At 69.4% G+C, this 18043-nt stretch carries 17 protein-coding genes; 6 read left to right on the forward strand and 11 right to left on the reverse strand.

The features are described 5' to 3' along the window. Positions 1 to 43 precede the first annotated feature (43 nt). On the forward strand, positions 44 to 2770 hold the full coding sequence (polA, locus tag OZ403_RS15840; RefSeq protein ID WP_140790840.1) for a DNA polymerase I: 2727 nt from the start codon (positions 44 to 46) through the stop codon (positions 2768 to 2770). Positions 2771 to 3108: 338 nt separating this feature from the next. Here the strand turns inward: polA and OZ403_RS15845 are convergent, their stop codons facing one another. From OZ403_RS15845 to OZ403_RS15860, 4 genes are all read right to left on the reverse strand, one after another. Then, on the reverse strand, positions 3109 to 3651 hold the full coding sequence (locus OZ403_RS15845) for a hypothetical protein (protein ID WP_140790842.1): 543 nt from the start codon (positions 3649 to 3651) through the stop codon (positions 3109 to 3111). A 163-nt stretch (positions 3652 to 3814) separates the two neighbouring features. Beyond that, positions 3815 to 5014: a peptidase MA family metallohydrolase gene (locus tag OZ403_RS15850; protein ID WP_174258786.1), complete on the reverse strand. Its 1200-nt coding sequence runs from the start codon at positions 5012 to 5014 to the stop codon at positions 3815 to 3817. Positions 5015 to 5091: 77 nt separating this feature from the next. Next, positions 5092 to 5619, reverse strand: a complete 528-nt coding sequence (locus OZ403_RS15855; RefSeq protein WP_011553162.1) for a DivIVA domain-containing protein — start codon at positions 5617 to 5619, stop codon at positions 5092 to 5094. Between the two features lie 105 nt (positions 5620 to 5724). After that, entirely contained in the window at positions 5725 to 6243 is a 519-nt protein-coding gene (locus OZ403_RS15860; protein ID WP_140798238.1) for a HEAT repeat domain-containing protein, read from the reverse strand. A gap of 102 nt (positions 6244 to 6345) precedes the next feature. Here OZ403_RS15860 and OZ403_RS15865 point away from each other — a divergent pair, with 102 nt between their 5' ends. Continuing rightward, entirely contained in the window at positions 6346 to 6855 is a 510-nt protein-coding gene (locus OZ403_RS15865; RefSeq protein ID WP_140790847.1) for a J domain-containing protein, read from the forward strand. Here the strand turns inward: OZ403_RS15865 and OZ403_RS15870 are convergent. Continuing rightward, positions 6789 to 7781, reverse strand: coding sequence for a stage II sporulation protein M (locus tag OZ403_RS15870; RefSeq protein ID WP_268784540.1), 993 nt, complete (start codon positions 7779 to 7781; stop codon positions 6789 to 6791). The genes OZ403_RS15865 and OZ403_RS15870 overlap by 67 nt on opposite strands. Before the next feature lies 1 nt (position 7782). Further along, entirely contained in the window at positions 7783 to 8547 is a 765-nt protein-coding gene (locus OZ403_RS15875; protein ID WP_268784541.1) for an RDD family protein, read from the reverse strand. A 526-nt stretch (positions 8548 to 9073) separates the two neighbouring features. Here OZ403_RS15875 and fruA point away from each other — a divergent pair. Further along, positions 9074 to 9763: a response regulator transcription factor FruA gene (fruA, locus tag OZ403_RS15880; RefSeq protein WP_011553167.1), complete on the forward strand. Its 690-nt coding sequence runs from the start codon at positions 9074 to 9076 to the stop codon at positions 9761 to 9763. 93 nt (positions 9764 to 9856) lie between these two features. Here the strand turns inward: fruA and OZ403_RS15885 are convergent, their stop codons facing one another. Continuing rightward, positions 9857 to 10072: an MbtH family protein gene (locus tag OZ403_RS15885; RefSeq protein WP_013939684.1), complete on the reverse strand. Its 216-nt coding sequence runs from the start codon at positions 10070 to 10072 to the stop codon at positions 9857 to 9859. Positions 10073 to 10183: 111 nt separating this feature from the next. Here OZ403_RS15885 and OZ403_RS15890 point away from each other — a divergent pair, with 111 nt between their 5' ends. Next, positions 10184 to 11194 carry an Lnb N-terminal periplasmic domain-containing protein gene (locus tag OZ403_RS15890; protein WP_268784542.1) on the forward strand — a complete coding sequence of 337 codons (1011 nt, stop codon included), beginning with the start codon at positions 10184 to 10186 and terminating at the stop codon, positions 11192 to 11194. Between the two features lie 13 nt (positions 11195 to 11207). On the opposite strand, the gene OZ403_RS15895 is transcribed toward OZ403_RS15890, so the two are convergent. The 3 genes from OZ403_RS15895 to OZ403_RS15905 all read right to left on the reverse strand — a co-directional run bounded on the left by OZ403_RS15895 (position 11208) and on the right by OZ403_RS15905 (position 14448). Then, entirely contained in the window at positions 11208 to 11927 is a 720-nt protein-coding gene (locus OZ403_RS15895) for a hypothetical protein (protein ID WP_140790851.1), read from the reverse strand. A gap of 89 nt (positions 11928 to 12016) precedes the next feature. Further along, positions 12017 to 12973: a ketopantoate reductase family protein gene (locus OZ403_RS15900; protein WP_140790852.1), complete on the reverse strand. Its 957-nt coding sequence runs from the start codon at positions 12971 to 12973 to the stop codon at positions 12017 to 12019. A gap of 152 nt (positions 12974 to 13125) precedes the next feature. Next, on the reverse strand, positions 13126 to 14448 hold the full coding sequence (locus tag OZ403_RS15905; RefSeq protein WP_268784543.1) for a styrene monooxygenase/indole monooxygenase family protein: 1323 nt from the start codon (positions 14446 to 14448) through the stop codon (positions 13126 to 13128). A gap of 212 nt (positions 14449 to 14660) precedes the next feature. On the opposite strand from OZ403_RS15905, the gene OZ403_RS15910 reads away from it, so the two are divergent. Continuing rightward, positions 14661 to 15656, forward strand: a complete 996-nt coding sequence (locus tag OZ403_RS15910; protein ID WP_237081174.1) for a hypothetical protein — start codon at positions 14661 to 14663, stop codon at positions 15654 to 15656. Positions 15657 to 15666: 10 nt separating this feature from the next. Here OZ403_RS15910 and OZ403_RS15915 read toward each other — a convergent pair whose 3' ends face one another. After that, positions 15667 to 16758, reverse strand: coding sequence for a D-TA family PLP-dependent enzyme (locus OZ403_RS15915; protein WP_268784877.1), 1092 nt, complete (start codon positions 16756 to 16758; stop codon positions 15667 to 15669). Positions 16759 to 16893: 135 nt separating this feature from the next. On the opposite strand from OZ403_RS15915, the gene OZ403_RS15920 reads away from it, so the two are divergent. Next, positions 16894 to 18036: a winged helix DNA-binding domain-containing protein gene (locus OZ403_RS15920; RefSeq protein ID WP_268784544.1), complete on the forward strand. Its 1143-nt coding sequence runs from the start codon at positions 16894 to 16896 to the stop codon at positions 18034 to 18036. The last annotated feature ends 7 nt before the right edge of the window (positions 18037 to 18043 follow it).

Consider the following 18043-nt stretch of genomic DNA (forward strand, 5'->3'; position numbering starts at 1 on the left):
CGCGTCGTGGACAGGGCCGGGCGGGCGCGCTAGGCACGGGGGCATGGTCGACACCAGCCCTTCGCGCTCAGCGCCCACCCTGGTCCTCATCGACGCGTCCGGCTTCATCTTCCGCGCCTACCACGCCATCCCTCCGCTCACGACGAGCAAGGGTGTGCAGACCAACGCCGTGCTGGGCTTCACGCGCATGGTGCTCAAGGCCCTGCGTGAGCTGAAGCCCACCCACGTGGCGCTCGCCTTCGACAAGGAGAGCCGCACCGAGCGCCAGAAGATTGATCCAACGTACAAGGCGAACCGCGAGGGGCCCCCGGAGGACCTGGTTCCCCAGTTCGCCCTCATCCGCCGCGTGGTGGAAGCCATCAACGTGCCCGTGCTGGAGGTGGCCGGCTGGGAAGCCGACGACGTCATCGGCACGCTGGCCGTGAAGGCGAAGCAGGAGGGCTTCTGCGTCCAGGTCGTCACCGGCGACAAGGACTTCGTGCAGATTGTCGACGACGACGTGCGCCTGTACGACCCGATGAAGGACGTGCACACGCTGCCCGCGGACGTGAAGGCGCGCCTGGGCATCGAGCCAGGGCAGATGCGGGACTATCTGGCCCTCATTGGCGACGCGGTGGACAACGTCCCCAAGGTGCCGGGCATCGGCCCGAAGACGGCCACCGAGCTCATCCAGCAGTTCGGTGACGTGGAGACGCTGCTCTCGCGCCTGGATGAGGTGAAGAAGCCGAAGATCCGGGAGAACATCGCCTCGCACCGCGAGAGCCTCCTGCGCGCCAAGGTGCTCGTCACCTTCAAGACGGACCTGTCGCTGGACGTGCGCATGGCGGACCTGGCCCGCCGGCCGGTGGACGCGCAGCGCTCGCGCGAGCTGTTCACCGAGCTGGAGTTCTTCGCCCTCCTCAAGGAACTGCCCCAGCAGGACGGTGTCGCCGGGGCGCCCGAGGAGGTGAAGGAGAAGCCCGCGCCGCTGGCGGTGACGCCGCGGCTGGTGGGCGCGGACGCGGAACTCGCCCAGCTGGCTGGCGCCGTGCGCGAGGCGGGCGCCGTCACCCTGATTCCCGCCTACGAGGGCTCGCCTTTCGGCGCGAAGCTGGTGGGCCTGGGCGCGGCGCTGCCGGACGGGCAGACGGCGTATGTGCCGCTGCGGCACGCGCAGCTCGGCGTCACCCAGGTGCGGCCGGAGGCCTTCACCGCGGCCTTCCGCGAGGTGCTGGAGGACGCGGCGGTGAAGAAGGGCGGGCATGACCTCAAGGCGCTCAGCCTGGTGCTGGCCAACGACGGCATCACCCTGCACGGCGCGCACGACGACGTGGAGCTGCTCAGCTACCTGCTCAACCCGTCCCGCCGCGAGCACGCGCTGGTGGACCTGTCGCGCGAGCGGCTGAACACGGAGCTTCCACCCCTGCCGCCCGCCGCGGAGGGCAAGCGCGGCAAGAAGGACCGCGCGCTGGCGGACCACACGGTGGAGGAGGTGGCCACCGGCTTCGCCATCCGCGCCGAGGCCGCGCGCCGGCTGGCGCCCGAGCTGTGGAAGGAGCTGGAGGCGGCGAAGCTGGCGGCGCTGGCTCGCGACATGGAGCTGCCGTTGTTGCCGCTGCTGGCGCAGATGGAGCGCCGGGGCGTGCTGCTGGACACCGCCGAGCTGTCGCGCACCTCGGTGAAGGTGGACGCCGCCGTCGAGGCGCAGGTGAAGGAGGTCTACCGGCACGCGGGCCGCGAGTTCAACATCGGCTCCAATCCGCAGCTGGTGGAGGTGCTCTTCACGGAGCTGAAGCTGCCCATCATCAAGCGGGGCAAGACGGGCCCGTCCGCGGACCAGGAGGTGCTGGAGAAGCTGTCCGAGGAGCACCCGCTGCCGGGCGCCATCATCGAGTACCGCAGCCTGTCCAAGCTGAAGAGCACCTACCTGGACACGTTGCCCACGCTGGTGGCCGCCGACGGGCGCATTCACACCACCTACCACCAGGCGGCCACCGCCACCGGGCGCCTGTCCTCCACCGACCCGAACCTCCAGAACATCCCCGTCCGCACCGACCTGGGCCGGGAGATTCGCCGCGCCTTCGTGGCCGCGGAAGGGCACCAGCTGGTGAGCGCGGACTACAGCCAGGTGGAGCTGCGGCTGCTGGCGCACATCGCGGATGACCCCGTGCTCATCGAGGCCTTCCTCCATGACGAGGACATCCACACCCGCACCGCGGCCGAGGTGTTCGGCGTGGCCAAGGAGCAGGTGGATCGCGAGCAGCGCCGTGTCGCGAAGATGGTGAACTTCGGCATCGCCTACGGCCTGTCACCGCACGGCCTGGCGGCGCGGCTGGGCATTGCCCAGGACGTGGCCCGCGACATCATCGCGCGGTACTTCACGCGCTACGCCGGCATCCGGCGCTACCTGGAGGAGACAGTCGATAGGGCGCGCAAGACGGGCTACGTGGAGACGCTCTACGGCCGCCGCCGCTACATGGCGGACCTGAACTCGAAGAACCGCGGCGTGGCCCAGGCCGCCGAGCGCGCCGCCATCAACATGCCCATCCAGGGCACCGCCGCGGACCTCATCAAGAAGGCCATGCTGGCGGTGGACGAGGCGTTGACGGCCCAGAAGCTGCGCACGCGGATGCTGTTGCAGGTCCACGACGAACTCCTCTTCGAGGCGCCCGACGCGGAAGTGGAGCAGGTGAAGGCGCTGGCGGTGAAGGCCATGTCCTCGGTGGCCGACCTGAAGGTGCCGCTCAAGGTGGACGTGGGCGCGGGGCGCAGCTGGGCGGACGCGCACTGACGCGCGGGCAGGGCGGCGCGGCGCGAGGCGAAAAAACACGGGAGGAGCGCCCACCCCCGTAGGCGCCCCTCCCGCATGCTCCACCCGCGGCCCCCACAGCCGCTGCTGCACTCACTGCGACAAATGCGCCGACCCGTCCGACCGGCGAGTCGCGTGGACCCCCATCCACGCGTCTTGCCAGCGGCTCGCGGTGCGCGCTCACCACTCCCCAGCGGGAGCGCGCCTTCCCACAAAGCGCGCCATGGGCCCCCACCCAGGCACACTCCCTCCCGCCGGTCTCGGACGCGCCCGTTTCCGGGCACGTCAAGTCGAACGGGCCGGCCAACCCCTGCACGCCCTCAGTGCATTGCCGTACGTCCATCTCCCGTGTCCGGGGACACGCGCCGCGTCCGGGAAGGACGCTCGAAGTATTCGACGACCAGCCCACCGAAAGGCACCCGCGGGCCATCCGCGCGCGGGTCCTTCATCCGTTGGAGGAGCGCCACCGCGGAGTCCACGGCTTCGTCCACGGCGCGGTTGATGCGCTCGCGCTCCCAATCCCCGCCACCGAGCACCTCGGAGGCATCCACCAGGCAGCGCCGCAGCGCCGCGAATTCGTCATAGAGCGAGCGGGCGCCCCGGTGCGCCGACAAGCGCAGCACCGCGCGCGTGCGGCTCCAGGGGCTGGACTCCTCGCCCGCCAGCGTCCGGCCCAACTCGCGGATGAAGGGCTCCACCAGGTTGTCCAACTGGGTGGGCGCGCCCTGCGACGCGTCCGAATCGGGCGCCGCCAGCACCATCCGTCGCCACAGCGCGGAGATTCGATCCGGCTGCTGACGGAAGAACCGCGCCAGCACGGCTGCCTTACGTCCACGCTCGCTCATGTCCAGTGCCTTCCGCATCGCGTACGGAAGCCAAAGCAATCCATCGGCCAACGCCCCAGGGATAGGTCTCCCCAGTGAAATCAGCCATTTGCCTTGAAGGGATGGGCAGGCAGAGGAGCAGCACGCCCGTAGAAACTACAGGCCCCGCCCTGTAGTCATGTCAGGACGGAAAGGGCGGCGTTCAGTGGAGGGTGGGCTTCGGCGGCCGGCCGCCGGGGCCGTCCTCGTCGTCCAGTTCACCCGGAAGGTCGCCAATGGCGCTGTCCGCGGGCGCCTCGCCGTCCTGGGCCTCCAGGTGGGCTTCCGTGCCCTGTGAGCCCGCGGGCCAGTCCGGCCAGGTGGAGTCCCCGGCACTCACGGCGGTGCCCTGCGCCTGGGCCTGTGCGGCCTGGGCGGCCAGCAGACGCAGCGCGGCGTCCTCCGCAGCATCCTGGGCGGCCATTTCCGCCAGCTTCGCGGCGCGCTGCTGGCGGCGGCGGGCATAGGCGGCCACGCAGAGGAAGGACGCGCCCAGCCAGACGAGCGCGGAGCTGGTGGTGAGTGGGAGCCAGCCGTAGCGCGCGGCCAGGCCTTCACGCCAGTCCGTCTCCTCCACCAACAGCGAGGTGCGGAAGGCCTTGCCGAAGGCCGTCTCGAAGGGCTCCCCGCGCGCCACGCCGTCCACGAGGGCGGCCATGGCCTGGGGGCCGAACTTCGCCGACAGGTGCGCGACGAAGGCGGCGCTCTGCGCGTAGGCGATTTCCACGTCCGACGGCACGTCCGGCCAGGCCCGGTCGAGGTGCTCGAAGTGGAACACGCGCTCCTGGGTGACGGCCCGGAAGAGGGCGGAGTAGTGCGTCAGGGAGTAGCGCTCCCCGGTGACGTACTGCGCGACGCCTTCCTGGAACCAGCGGGGCCACGACGGGGCCAGCTGTCCCAGGGCCACGTGCGCCAGCTCGTGCCGGAGTGTCTGCTGGCCCTCCGGCTCGTGGAGGCTGAGCGCGTCCAGCAGGATGATTTGATGGGCGGGGTAGGCCAGCGCCACGGCCCAGCCCGGGGGCTTGCCGCCGGGCAGCGCCAGGGCCTCGAACTCCGTGCGGCCCACGCCCAGGCGAATCTCGGTGACGCCCGGCCAGTCCTTGCCGAGGATGGTGCCGAACCGGTCGCGGACGCCTTCAATCTGCCGGGACAGCTCGTGCGCGGCGGCGGTGGCGGCGGCGGTGTGGAGGATGCGGAAGCGCTTCGTCGTCACGTCCCCGCTGACCTGGGGCGGACGCGTCAGGGGCACCAGCGCGGCGTCATTCACGACATCATGGGCGTGGGTGCCATGAGGGCCGCCCGGCTCCTGGGCCCAGGCCCCGGGAGCGGCGAGCAGCAGGAGCAGGACAAGCAGGTGGCGCATGTGCGGCGGCCTCACGTTCCCACTGACATAACAGCCTCGCCCCAGGTTGCAGCAACCTCACCGTGCGGCGCGGCGCGTCAGGAGTCGCCGTTGGCCTTCTTCTGGGACAGATACGCCACGTTGTCCTCGACGCGCGCGTAGTCGCGGTCCGCGAACGTGGGGCTCTTGAAGGTCTCCAGCAGCTTCTGGTGGGCATCCAACACGGAGCGAACCTGAGACTCGAACTGGGTGCGCTGGCGCTTCAGCTCGTTGATGTCCTCTACCACCTGCACCAGCCGCTGGTGGGCGCCGTGGACGATCTTCTCCGCCTGATGCTCGGCGTCCGCGATGATGATTTCCGCTTCCTTCTTCGCGGCGTCCTTCAGGTCCTCGCTGATGCGCTGGGCGGTGACCATGGTCTCCTGGAGGGTGCGCTCCCGTTCCTGGTGCTGCTCCACCTTGAACTGGGTGCGCTTCACTTCCTCCTTGAGCGCGATGTTCTCCTTCACCACCTCCTCGAATTCACCGGCGATGAGCTCGAGGTAGGCCTCCACCTCACGGCGAGAGAAGCCGCGCAGGGCCGTTTCGAACCGCTTCTGCCGGATGTCGAGCGGAGTGATTTTCATGACGCCGCAGTGTAGCGCAGGGGCGTCACATCTCCAGGAATCGGCCCTTGACCTGGGCGCCGTCACTGGCGGGTGGTGCCCGCATGGCTGCCCGGCGGGCGGGCGTCAGCGGCGCGTCGCGTCCCACTGAGACACGACGGTGCGCGCGGCGTTCTGCACCCCCGCGGTGAGCCGCGAGTCGACGGCGGCGTCCTGGACGGCCCGGCGCGCGGTGGGCGTGCGCTGGAAGACGAGCCCGTTGAGTGCCTGGATTTTCAGCGCGTCCGGCAGCCGGGGGTGGCGCACCACGTTGGCCAGAATCTCCTCCGCCCGGGGGTGCTGGAACAGCGTGACGGCCCTCAGCGCCGCCTGCTGGATGCGGGGATTGGGGTCCCACAGGAGCGTGGCCAGCGCGTCCAGGGCGCGGGCATCTCCCAGCAGCGCCAGGTCTTCGATGGCGATGGCCCGAATCTCCTCCGGCGCGGGCCGCACCGCCCCCAGAAGGCCCCGCAGGAGGGCTGCGTCGTCCGTCGCGGGCGCCGGGGCGGCCTCCACCGGGGGCGTGGGCGCCGGCCCCGAGGGGGCCGGGGCCTGGGCACGAGCGGCGGTGGCAAGGAGCAGGCCAGCGAGAAGCAGGGGACGCATGGAGGCCCTTCTAACCCGGGCCGAAGAGATTTTCTTGACGCGATCTCCCATCGTGGGACCTTCCCCGCGCTACAGGCGTGTTGCAAACGGGAGCAAGGTTCGATGAACGCGGCGGCAGCGAACTGGCAGACACTGGAAAACGTCGATGTGGAGTGCACCCACTGCGGCATCCGGATGACCCAGCAGCCGGGGACCCGGGTCCGCTACTTCCGGTGTTCCGGGTGCCACCGCTGGGTGTCCAGCGTGTACTCCGACGTCTTCCGGGCGGACGCGAAGGTGCGCACGCATCCCGTGAAGGACACCGGCGCCCAGGACGAGCAGTTCATCGAGGTCAAGGACCGGCTGGACCGGTGGCTGTCCGCGCTGGAAGAGCAGGACCCGTACCGGCTGCTGGGTGTGTCTCCGCTGGACTCGGCCGACACGGTCCGCGCGCGCTATCACGCCCTGGCCATGGAGCAGCACCCGGACCGCGGCGGCTCCGCTGAGAAGATGCGCGAGCTGAACGCGGCCTATGAGCGCATCCTCCGTCACCGCCAGCGCAAGCGTCAGGAGGCGCTGTCGGCCGGAACGTCCGTGGCCTCCGCGTCCGTCCTTCCCGCGCGCAGCAGGTAGGCCCAGAAGAGCGCCCCCAGGACCAGGCCCAGCCCCGCCTTCAGCCAGGTGGGGAACAAGTCCCCTGGGGAGACGTAGCCCTCCACCACGCCGATGAGGGCGAGGAAGGGCGCGCAGCCCAGCACCAGCTTCACCGCTTCCCGTCCGCGCACCGCCAGCGCCTGTCCCCGGGGCAGCTCCCCCGGGTCGATGAGCGCCTGGCCCACCATCAGTCCCGCCCCGCCGGCGATGACCAGGATGGACAGCTCCACCGGGCCGTGCGCGGCGATGAAGTCCAGCAATCCCCCCAGCATGCCCTCGCGGGCGCACAGCGCGCTGATGGCGCCGATATGCACCCCGTTGTTCACCAGCAGGAACAGCGTGCCCAGGCCGCCGGTGAGGCCCAGGGCGAAGGTGACAATGGTGACGGTGAGGTTGTTGGTCGCGATGCCGGACGCCACCGAGTTGGGCGGCGCCACCGACAGGATGTCATCCGTCCACATGCGGCCCTGAGCCACGTAGTGGCGCACGCCGGAGGGCACCAGCAGTTCGGCGCCCCGGGGCTCCCACAGCACCACCAGGGCGCCCAGCAGGATGCCCAGGATGAACAGCACGGCGCTGGCGCCCACGAAGCCACGCTCGCGGCGCAAGGTGGCGGGGAACTCGCGGCGGAAGAAGTCCCGCACCGCGGGCCAGCGCTCGCGCGGCGGCTGGTAGATGGACGCGTAGGCCTGGCCACACAACTGGTTGAGGAAGCGGTGGACGTCCGTGCCGGCGTAGAAGGTCTGCGCGTGCGCCAGGTCGGCGGACGCGCGGCGGTACAGCGTGTCCAGCGTGCGCAGCTCGCCCAGCTTCAGCGTGCCGGAGCGCTGCTTCGCCAGCAGGGCCTGGAGCGCATCCCAGTCCGTGCGGCGTTGGGCCACGTAGGCGGGCAGGGGCGTGGCCATGTCAGCGCGCTCCCTGGACGCGGGCGCGAAGGAAGGCCTCGGTGCTCTCCGCGGACGCCAGCACCGCCGCGCGTGCTTCCGCGTCGTCAGGCCCCACGCGCTCCACCAGCCGCGCGCCCAGCCGCTGCCGCACCTCCGGCGCCAGCCCCGGCGCGCGCGACAGGAAGGACAGCACCAACTCCACGTCCTCCGGAGACAGGGGCCGCGCGCCGGTGCCCTGTGGCAGTGGCACGGACGCGGCCGGAGCGGCGGTGTACTTGTCCAGGTCGATGCGCTCCTCGCGTACCAGCAGCGTGCCGGCCAGCAGGTCTCCCAGGCGCCGGTGCTGGCGGGTGAGCAGCATGCTGACGCAGGCCGCGGCGTACAGCATGGGCAGGAAGTCCACCGCGCGGCAGAGGTTGCGCACCGCGCTCTCGTAGACACCCACGGGCGAGCCGTCTGTCCGCACCACCCGGATGCCCAGCACGCGCTTGCCCACCGTCTGGCCGTGGAAGAAGACCTCGCTCACCGTCCAGTACAGCCACTGCGTGGCGAAGACGCCCACCACCAGCAGCGTCTGCCCCACGCCCGACAGCGCCTGGAAGACGCCGAGCACGTCCGACACCAGCAACGTGAAGGCGAAGTAGGCCACCAGCCAGAAGAAGAACAGCAGGCTCGCGTCCACCAACCACGCGAGGCAGCGGTAGCCGATGCCCGCGATGGGAAGCGTGAGCGCCACGCGCTCGGGCGTGGCCACGTCGAGATGGGGTGTCGGAGCGGAGTGCATGCGGGGTAGGCAGCATACACGTCTGCCTTCCTCCCACGCCTCCATGTCGCACCCCCTTTTCTGCTTGGACTTGCGGGATTTTCAGGGCCCAGACGCATGTGTCACGGTTGACAGTCCGCGCCGTGCGGGAGGGGGCTTTCATCAACTTGTGGACGCCCGGGCGTGTCCGGCTCCGGACAGCGATGACGAACCAACGGATGAAACCCCTGTAACGGGCTCTGATTCATGCACACTGGACACTCCCGTTAGGGCTGGTTCGCGTCTGCGCTTTCCCAGTGATAGGGTTTCTGCGTTGGACCATGAACCTGGGCCGAAGGAGGTGCGGCCCGCAGGGATGTCAGGAGTAGCTGAAAGTCAAAAACAGTCAGGAGTCGAGTCGTACATCGGTAGGTCGACTCCGGAGTGGCTCAGCGGACGCGCTCGTTCTTCCCTGTCATGCAACCCACTGGCCCAGGTGGTACCGGAGCCGGCTGTGGTCAGTTGTCTGTTCATGCAGTTTTCGCCATGACGGCTGGGGGGCCTTCGCATGGCAACCAATCAAGCAGCGATTCGTGTATCGATTCTCGAAGGACCGTGGGCGGCCTGGCAGGGCCTGGCCGACGGGCTCCGTGGTGAAGGCGTGCAGGTCTCCTCGGTGACGAGGGACGTGCGCCTGTTCCTCGACAGCCTGGGGACAGACCCGCCGCAGGTCGCGGTGATGGACGTGGAGGGTGACAGCGAGGCCGCCGTGGGCTGCTCCGTCACGGAAGGCATCAATCTCCTGCGGGAGGCGCGCAAGCGTCGGCTGGAGGTGCGGATGCTGCTGCTCTCCGCGGTGAGCACACCGGAAATCATCTCGCAGTGCTTCGACGAGGGGGCCTCCGGCTACCTGTTCCGCGCGGGCCTGGGCACGACGGCGGTGGCGTCCGCCATCAACTCCCTGGTCCGAGGCGAGCGACTGTTCCCGGTGCAGCTCCTGAGGAACGACTTCGAGCATCCACCGGTGACGTCACCCACCGCGAGCGTGCTGCTGGCGCTCACGCAACGCGAGCGCGAGGTGCTGGCGTATGTCGCGGGCGGCGCGGACAACCTGAAGATTGCCGCGCACCTGCAAATCGCCGAGCGCACCGTGAAGTCTCACGTCACGCAGCTCTACCGGAAGCTGGGCGCGGAGAACCGCACGCAGTTGGCGCTGAGGGCGTGCCACCTGGGCGTCCGGCCGCCGCCGGACCTCTAGGCGTCGCTGTCGTTCCGCTCATGCAGCACGCCCCCCGGACCTTGGCGCCGTTGCCAGGGGTCGCGAGGGGCGTGCGCACGGACGGTGCCGTGACTACGACTTCAGCTCTTCCATCTTCTTGCGGAGGCTCAGCGGACGCATGTCCGTCCAGACCTCCTTGATGTACTCCAGGCACTCGGCCTTGAGGCCCTGCTTGCCTGCATCCTTCCAGCCGAGCGCGTTCTCGCGGTCGGCCGGCCAGATGGAGTACTGCTCCTCGTGGTTCACCACGACCTTGTAGACGGTCGTGTCCTCTCGCTCATCCGCCATGGATATCTCTCCTGGAACGGGGCGTATTCTGGCCACAATCCAGGAAAAGGGGTCAAGACACGGAAGGCGTGGGTGCGGTCGGCGTCTGAAGCCCGCATATACTCGCCTGCCATGCAAAGTGTCTTCCGTGTCATCACCGCGCTCTTCCTCGCGCTGGGCGTCACCTGGGCGGCGCTGGCCCTGGCGCTGACGGGGGCGGGCCCCGAGGGCGCGCATGGGGGCCGAGCGCTGGGGGCCGTGCTGCTCGCGGCGGGCGCGGTGGTGGCCTGGCGGCGCCATTCCCAACGGGCCGCCCTGTCCGTCATCGGCGCCGGGTGTGTGGCCATCTGGGGGTGGACCCAGACGGTACGGCCCGCGACGCAGGCGGACTGGGCGCCGGACCTGACGCGCTCCGCCCGGGCGGTGGTGGAGGGCCCCCATGTGACGTTGCATGACGTGCGTGACTTCCGCTACCGCACCACGTCGGATTGGGATGCGTCGTGGTACTCGGCCACGTACGACACGCGTGAGCTCACGGGCGCGTGGTTCATCGTGGAGCCCTTCTCCGGCGTCTGGGGCGCGGCCCACACCATGGTGAGCTTCGGCTTCGCGGATGGGCGCTACCTCGTCTTCTCCGTGGAGGTCCGCCGCGAGAAGGGGGAGACGTTCTCCGCGCTGGGCGGCCTGTTCCGCCAGTTCGAGCTCACCTATGTCGTGGGGGACGAGCGGGACCTGGTGCAGCTGCGCTCCAACCACCGCAAGGACGACGTCTACCTCTACCCGGTGGATGCGTCGAAGGAGCGCATCACCCGCTTCTTCCTCGACATGGTGGCGCGGATGAACGCGCTGCACGAGAAGCCGGAGTTCTACGACACGCTCACCAACAACTGCACCACCAACCTGGTGCGGCACCTGGAGAAGGTGAGCCAGAGTCAGGTGCCCTACGACCACCGCACCTTGCTGCCGGCGTTCTCGGACGCCCTGGCGTATGAGCTGGAGCTCATCGACCGGGACGCGCCGCTGGAGCAGGTGCGCAAGCGCTACCACATCAACGCACGCGCGCAGGCGGCGGACGGGCGCCCGGACTTCTCGCGGCGCATCCGCGAGCCGCTGGCCGCCGCCACCGCCGGCACCGTGCCGTGACACGCCAGGCCCCTTACGGGGTGTGGCGTGCCTTCAGGTGCTTGTCGTAGTGCTGTTGCAGCGCGACGAAGTAACCGCGCTCCTCCCAGAGCGCGGCGATGAGGCGCTCCGTCAAGGTCTTCACCTCGGCGCTCTCGCCCGGCTCGGGCGTCCGGGGGCCGAGGGCGTCGGAGCTGAAGAAGGCGCGAGTGGCCTCGGCCATGAGCAGGCGGCTGCCCGCGAAGAGCCGGCGCAGGGCCTGATTGACGGGGCGCGGGTCCAACTCCGCGCAGGCGGCGACGATGGCGTCGTGAATCTTCCAGGGCAGCGGGCCCTCCATGTCCTCGGGCCTCAGGTCGCCACGGTCCAGGGCATGGTTGAGCAGATAGCCGTGATGCAGCGCTGATGACGCCACGTCCACGCAGTCCTTCACCCACAAGACGAAGAAGAACTTGCGGAACACCTTGCGCACCGGGAAGAGCGCCAGGCCCTTCATGTAGCTCATCAGTCGGCCGCCCGCCGTCCGGCCGATGTGTGAGCCGGCGAGGACCTCCACCGCCCGGGCCGGCCTGGGGAGGCCGTGCTCGGAGAGGATGGTGAGGACCATGCTCTCGCGGGCCTGCCGGAGCGCGTAGTCGTCCAGGAAGGGGACAGGGATGAGCGGCGTCAGGCCGGACACGACGGCGAGAAAGGCCACGCGGCCCAATACGGGGGGCAGCTCGTTCTCGGAAGGACGGGGCTTCGGCTCGGTCATATGACGTTCATATGCCCATCGGGTCCGGCGATTGCGCGGGCCCTGAAGGCGGGAACGGTGTTGGCTGGCCTCCAGCCGGGCGTCGTGGCTCAGGCCTTTCGTTCACCCTGGGCGTGCGGCATCAGCAGCACATAGAGGGTGCTCATTACCGGCGTGGGGACGCCCCGCGCGCGGCCCCGGCGCACCACCGAGCCCTGGAGGTATTCGACCTCCAGCGGCTTGCCGTTCTCCAGGTCGCCCAGCATGGATGGGCGCATGTGGGCGGGCAGCCCGTCCATGTACTGCACCAGGGCGTCCGGCGTGCGCGTGGTGGTGACGCCCTCCGCGGCGGCGACGCTGAGCACCTCGGCGGCAGCCTGCCGGAACACCTCGCGGAAGGCTGGATTGTCCCGGAGGGCGCCCACGGGCAGCCGGGACGCGGTGCTGAACGCGGACATGCAGGCGAGGAAGGACAGCTTGTCCCAGAGCGCTCCGCGCGCATCCGCCACGGCCTCCACGGTGATGCCCGCGCCGGCCAGCGCGTCCCGCAGGGACTGTGCCCGGTCGGAGATGCGCGAGGTGTCACCGAACACTTCTCCGAGCACGATTCGGTGGTTCGTTCCGGTCTGGGTGATGACGCCGGGCTCGCTGATGGCGGTGGAGATGTACGTGGTGCCGCCCAGGACGGCGGCTTCGCCCACTGCGGCGGCCACTTCGGAGGGGATGTCCACGCCGTTCTGCAAGGTGAGCACGAAGGGCGCCGTTTCGCCCGGCGCCGGTGCGCCTCGCGCGGAGAGCAACGTCTTCACCGCGGGGAGCACGGAAGCGACGTCGTAGTTCTTCACCGCGAGGACCACGACGTCCACGGGGCCGAAGCGCTGGACGTCATCGTCGGCCTTGACCGCGACGGTGAAGTCTCCTTCGGCGCCGTGGATGGTGAGCCCGTGTTCCTGCATGGCGCGCAGGTGCGCTCCGCGCGCGAGGAACGTCACGTCATGCCCGGCGCGGACCAGCTTCGCGCCGAAGAAACCACCGACGCCTCCAGAGCCCAAGATGGCGAATCGCATGGCGCGGAAGATAACCGCACATCCCCAGCGGGGCAGGGTTGAATCACGCGCTCGCACTCCGCGAATCAGCGAGCAAGACAGCTGTGTTGGAGCACAGTCGCACGACGAGGCGGCCGTCTGGCGCCGCCACGTTGTGACGACTTCAACGGCACTCAGCGCGTCAGCGACACAGTGACCTTCGGCTCCTCGGGAGGCGGGTGCCACGCCAGGGGGCTGGGAGGCGGCGCGGCCTCTCGGACGAGCGGGCGGTGCCTCGCGATGAACGCCGCCGTGCTCTCCGGGCTGGCACATGCGGAGAGGATGAGCTCGGGCGTCACGAAGGCGGTGGCGATGGCGTCCGCGACCCGGGCGTCCTTGCTGCCAGCGGCCAGCAGGTCGATGACGTGCGGAGGCGGCGGCTGCAACAGCGCGTTGGTCCAATGCGTCGCCGGCGCGGTGGCGGCCCAAGAGCCCGCTTCGGCCTGCCGACAGAAGACCTCGTCGAAGGGACGGTTCTCCGCCAGCGCGGTGACGATGTGCTCCGCCAGCGCGAAGGCGGAAGCAGACCCCGCGTTGGCGCCCTGACCCGCGACGGGGTCATTCGTCACGTGCGTGTCGCCCACCGCCATGACGAAGCGGCCGTTGGAGAGGGGCGCCCAGCCCTGGCGCACCGTCGGCGTGAAGGAACCTTGCAGGTAGTCCATGGGACCTCGCACGCCGAAGCTCGACGGATCCACGCGCTCGTAGGTGGTGGGTGCGAAGCGGCGCAGGAAGTCCATCAGCATCGCCTCGAAGGCGCGCGGGTCTTCGTCGTAGCGCTGCGTGCTGAGCCGTGACAGCTCACTGCCGGGCAGCGCCTCGATGAGCACGCTGGGCACGCGCCCGTTCGCGGTGACGACCTGAGACTCGAAGATTTCGCCCTGACCGGGAATCAGGTTGGCATTCATCCCAATCGGCTCCTGCATGCGCACGCCCTTGAGCAGCGCGGCGAAGAGCATGCGCGGCGGCTGCGTGTGCGGCGACAGCTCGGGCACGCGGGGGAACAGGCGCGTCAGGCCATTGCGCCCGGTGGCGACCACCATCAGCGCGTGTTGCTGCGCCAGGCGCTCCAGTACGTCGGCGTCCACGGGAAGCACCTCCAGCTTGCCGCCGCGCGCGACGAAGTCCTCCGCGAGGCGCGGCTGGTACTGCCGGTAGTCCACGAAGATGGAGGGGGAATCCAGGCGGCCCCGAAGGCTGAATGGGTGGGGCCCGCCGTTCACATGGATGCCGATATAGAACATGTCGGCGTTGGGGCCGCTCCAGTGGTCCACGCCCAGGACGCGCTCACGCATGCGCGTGGGGGCATGGTGCGCCACCGTGTTGAGCAGACGGGAATCCCGTAGCCTGCTCGGCTCCTGCTCCGTGTAGATCGTCACGGGCACACCGTGGGACAGCAGCTTCAGACCCAGGTGAAGTCCCGCGGTGCCGGCGCCAACAATTCCAATGCGCTCCATATGACTCTCCTCCGTGTTCCCTGCCGTCATGGCTGTGTCGGGATGGACCCCCCAAGGGCCAGGGGCGTTCCTTAACACAACACAAACGGAGATCTTCAGACAGGACGTACTTGATAGCCGAGAAAAAGAGAGGCGCATTGCGTCATGCCTTGATGGGCAGACGTAGACGTCGGGTTGGGAACAGCAGGCGCAAGGCTTTACAGTGGGACGCAATGGCCCAGTTCCTCGATGTGGCGTTGAAGGTAGGAGACCTGACCGAGTTCACCGCGGATGCGGTGCTGTTCAAATACGCACAGAGCTTCTATGGCGCGACGGGTCAAGCAGCGCGGCGGCTGGAGCTGGCGGGCGTTCCCTTGGCGCAGCTCACGCTCGCGCCCGGTGCGAACCGCCTCGTGGAGACGCGGGGGACGCTGACCTCGCCACGGGCGCTCTTCCTGGGCACCGTTCGCCTGGGCGAGTTCGGCTACCACGAGATTCGGCAGTTCGCGGTGCGTGCGCTGGTGGCGCTGGAGAACCACTCGGGCCTCGCGCATGTCGCGGGCACCGTCCATGGTCCCAACTATGGATTGGATGAGGACGAAGCCGTGCTCGCCTTCGTGGGCGGGCTCGTCGAAGCCTTCCAGCGTGGCTCCGGCCCCCAATCCCTGGCGCGCTTCACGGTGGTGGAGCGGGACGCTCGCCGTGCGCAAAGACTGGTCAAGGCATTCACGCGCGGCTTGAGCGCAACGCCTGGCGTGGAGCCGCTTCCGGACGGTGGCTTCCGGGTTCGGCGAATGTCAGCCGTGACGCAGGCGCCGCCCCTGGCGACGGCGGGCACCGTGTCCATGGCAAAGCCTCACGCCTTCGTGGCCATGCCTTTCGCACCCGAGTTGGAGGACACGTACCATTACGGCATCCAGGGGCCGGTGAAGGCCGCGGGAATGCTGTGCGAGCGCGTGGACCAGGAGCTGTTCGACGGCCCCATCATCCAGCGCATCCGCGAGCGCATCGAGACGGCGAAGGTGGTGATTGCCGACCTGTCCCTGGCCAATCCGAACGTGTACCTGGAGGTCGGCTATGCGTGGGGTCGGGGCCGGCCCACGCTGCTGTTGGTGCGTGACGTGAAGGAGCTCCGCTTCGACGTCGCGTCCTATCGCTGCATCGTCTATCGCAACATTCGCGAGCTGGAGCAGTTGCTGACGAAGGAACTCCAGCGCATGGACGACTGAGTGGCGCGCGTCACCAGCCGCGTGCGGTGATGGCGTGCGTGCCGGCCCAGGTGCCCTGGCGCAGCAGGTGCAACCGGTCGTGCAGGTTGACGGAGGCACAGGCGTGGTTGGGCACCACGCGCACGCGCTCGCCCACGCGGGGCCGCCAGGAGGTGCTGGAAAGGTCCAGCAGGCCGTGCTCCTCGGACAGGCCTCGCACCACCACCTCGGGCCGGTCGAGCAGGGCGCCGTAGACGCCCGTGTCGGTGAAGCCTTCCTCCTTGGCCAGGGCCTTGGAGCCCGCGTCGATGACTGCCTGGCCCGGCACGGTGGTGCTCACCACCGTGGCCAGCACGGAGTAGGCACATTCCTCCCACGGGCATGCACCCACCGATACGGCGTTGCGGTCATTGAAGATGTTGATGCCCGGGCGAATCTCCGTGAGCCCGGCGACTTCATGCGAGCGCCACAGCGTCGGCGTGGAGCCGCCGCTCACGGTTTCGGGCCGCAGTCCCGAGTCCGTCAGGGCCTCGATGAAGGCCGCCAGCCGCTCGGACTGTGCGCGCATCGCAGAGCCCAGCTTCTCCTGGGGAAGGCGCAGGTGTCCGGCGTAGAAGGTGATGCCCCGGTACTCCAGGCCACTGCCGAACGCCACGTTACCGGCCAGGGCGATGGCGTCCCCGGTGGACTGGAGGCCCACGCGCCGCATGCCCAGGTCCAGCTCCACCAACACGCCCACCGTACGGCCCGCCCTCCGGGCCGCGCGGCTCAGCATCTCCAGCGCCTCGCCCGAGTCCAGGGCCACGGTGAGCCGGACGTGTGGTGGTAGCGCCATGAGCCGGGCGAGCCTGTCGTCGCCCACGGGAGGATAGGCGAGCAGGATGTCGTCGCAGACGGTGGCCATGACCTCCGCCTCGCGGACGGTGGCCACGGTGACGCCCTGGGCTCCGGCGGCGAGCTGGAGCGCGGCGAACTCCGGTGTCTTGTGCGTCTTCGTGTGGGGCCGCCACCGCAGGCCGTGCTGGCGGGTGTACATGGCCACTCGCTTCAGGTTGGCGTCCACACGGTCCAGGTCCACGAGGGCGGCGGGTGTCGTCATCATGTCGAGCCGGTCCACATTCATGCCGTGCAATGTGGCACTCCGGTGTGCCGGGCTCCAGGAGTACCGGGCATGTTCGCCCTTCGTTCGTGAAGTGCTACACCTCCGCGACTCGCGCGGCGCCACGACCCGCCAGGTGCACCCCGCGAGCGAGGCCACATGCCAGATTCCCCGTTGACCCTCAGGGCCCTCAACCGCGCGACCTTGGCGCGGCAGATGTTGCTGGCGCGTGAGCAGACGTCCGTGCTCGGCGCGGTGGAGAAGCTCCTGGCGCTTCAGGCCCAACAGGCGAAGCCGCCGTTCATCGGCCTGTGGTCGCGTGTCGCGGGCTTCGAGCGAGACGCGCTCCAGGTGCTGCTCCAGCGCAAGGAGGTGGTCCGCGCCACGTTGATGCGCGGCACGTTGCACCTGGCGAGCGCGGAGGACTATCGGCACCTGCGAGCCAGCTTCACACCGCTGCTCGAAGCCTCTGTGGCGTCGGTGCTGCGCGAGCGCGCGAAGGGGCTGGACGTCGCGCCGCTCGTCAAGGAGGCGCGCGCCTTCTTCGATGAAGCGCCGCGCACCTTCGAGGCGCTGCGCGACCACCTGGTGGCCCGGCATCCCCAGAACGACGAACGCGCCATGGGCTTCGCGGTGCGGATGTTCCTACCCCTCATCCAGGTCCCCACGGAGACGGAGTGGGGCTACCCCGGCACCACGGACTTCGCGGTCGCGGAGTCCTGGCTGGGCGCACCGCTGCGCGCCGAAGCGGACCTTCCCACGCTGGTGCAGCGCTACCTCGCGGCCTTCGGTCCCGCATCGGTGACGGATGCCCAGACCTGGTCCGGCCTCAAGGGCCTGAAGTCCACCTTCGAGGCGCTTCGGCCTTCGCTGCGCACGTTCCGGGACGAGAAGGGGCGGGAGCTGTTCGACCTGCCCAAGGCACCCCGGCCGGACGAGGACACGGCCGCACCCGCGCGCTTCCTCCCGGAGTTCGACAGCCTGGTGCTCGGCCATGAGGACCGGGCCCGGCTGGTGGATGACGCGTACCGCTCCAAGCTCATCACCAAGAATCTGCGAGTCCCCGCCACCTTCCTCGTGGACGGCTTCATCGCCGGGACGTGGACGGTGGAGCACAAGCGCGCGGCGGCTACGCTCGTCGTCGAGCCCTTTGCGCCCATCAAGAAGAAGGACCGTGACGCCCTGGTGAAGGAGGGCGAGGCGCTCCTGCGTTTCATGGAGCCCGAAGCCCGCACGTTCGAGGTCCGCGGGCAACTTGAGCATGATGTCCCCCCGGAAGCGGACGAAGCTCACTCGGCCTGAAGCCCCC

Source organism: Myxococcus sp. NMCA1, assembly GCF_026810205.1.
Lineage (GTDB): Bacteria > Myxococcota > Myxococcia > Myxococcales > Myxococcaceae > Myxococcus > Myxococcus xanthus_A.

Coding starts and splice junctions, on each gene's coding strand:
- OZ403_RS15915 (WP_268784877.1), bottom strand. CDS start 16,758: ATGAATGTGGACCGGCTCGACATGATGACGACACCCGCCGCCCTCGTG.
- OZ403_RS15905 (WP_268784543.1), bottom strand. CDS start 14,448: ATGGAGCGCATTGGAATTGTTGGCGCCGGCACCGCGGGACTTCACCTG.
- OZ403_RS15850 (WP_174258786.1), bottom strand. CDS start 5,014: ATGCGCCACCTGCTTGTCCTGCTCCTGCTGCTCGCCGCTCCCGGGGCC.
- OZ403_RS15890 (WP_268784542.1), top strand. CDS start 10,184: ATGCAAAGTGTCTTCCGTGTCATCACCGCGCTCTTCCTCGCGCTGGGC.
- OZ403_RS15900 (WP_140790852.1), bottom strand. CDS start 12,973: ATGCGATTCGCCATCTTGGGCTCTGGAGGCGTCGGTGGTTTCTTCGGC.
- fruA (WP_011553167.1), top strand. CDS start 9,074: ATGGCAACCAATCAAGCAGCGATTCGTGTATCGATTCTCGAAGGACCG.
- OZ403_RS15870 (WP_268784540.1), bottom strand. CDS start 7,781: ATGGCCACGCCCCTGCCCGCCTACGTGGCCCAACGCCGCACGGACTGG.
- OZ403_RS15865 (WP_140790847.1), top strand. CDS start 6,346: ATGAACGCGGCGGCAGCGAACTGGCAGACACTGGAAAACGTCGATGTG.
- polA (WP_140790840.1), top strand. CDS start 44: ATGGTCGACACCAGCCCTTCGCGCTCAGCGCCCACCCTGGTCCTCATC.
- OZ403_RS15895 (WP_140790851.1), bottom strand. CDS start 11,927: ATGACCGAGCCGAAGCCCCGTCCTTCCGAGAACGAGCTGCCCCCCGTA.
- OZ403_RS15920 (WP_268784544.1), top strand. CDS start 16,894: ATGCCAGATTCCCCGTTGACCCTCAGGGCCCTCAACCGCGCGACCTTG.
- OZ403_RS15910 (WP_237081174.1), top strand. CDS start 14,661: ATGGCCCAGTTCCTCGATGTGGCGTTGAAGGTAGGAGACCTGACCGAG.
- OZ403_RS15855 (WP_011553162.1), bottom strand. CDS start 5,619: ATGAAAATCACTCCGCTCGACATCCGGCAGAAGCGGTTCGAAACGGCC.
- OZ403_RS15875 (WP_268784541.1), bottom strand. CDS start 8,547: ATGCACTCCGCTCCGACACCCCATCTCGACGTGGCCACGCCCGAGCGC.
- OZ403_RS15860 (WP_140798238.1), bottom strand. CDS start 6,243: ATGCGTCCCCTGCTTCTCGCTGGCCTGCTCCTTGCCACCGCCGCTCGT.
- OZ403_RS15845 (WP_140790842.1), bottom strand. CDS start 3,651: ATGCGGAAGGCACTGGACATGAGCGAGCGTGGACGTAAGGCAGCCGTG.
- OZ403_RS15885 (WP_013939684.1), bottom strand. CDS start 10,072: ATGGCGGATGAGCGAGAGGACACGACCGTCTACAAGGTCGTGGTGAAC.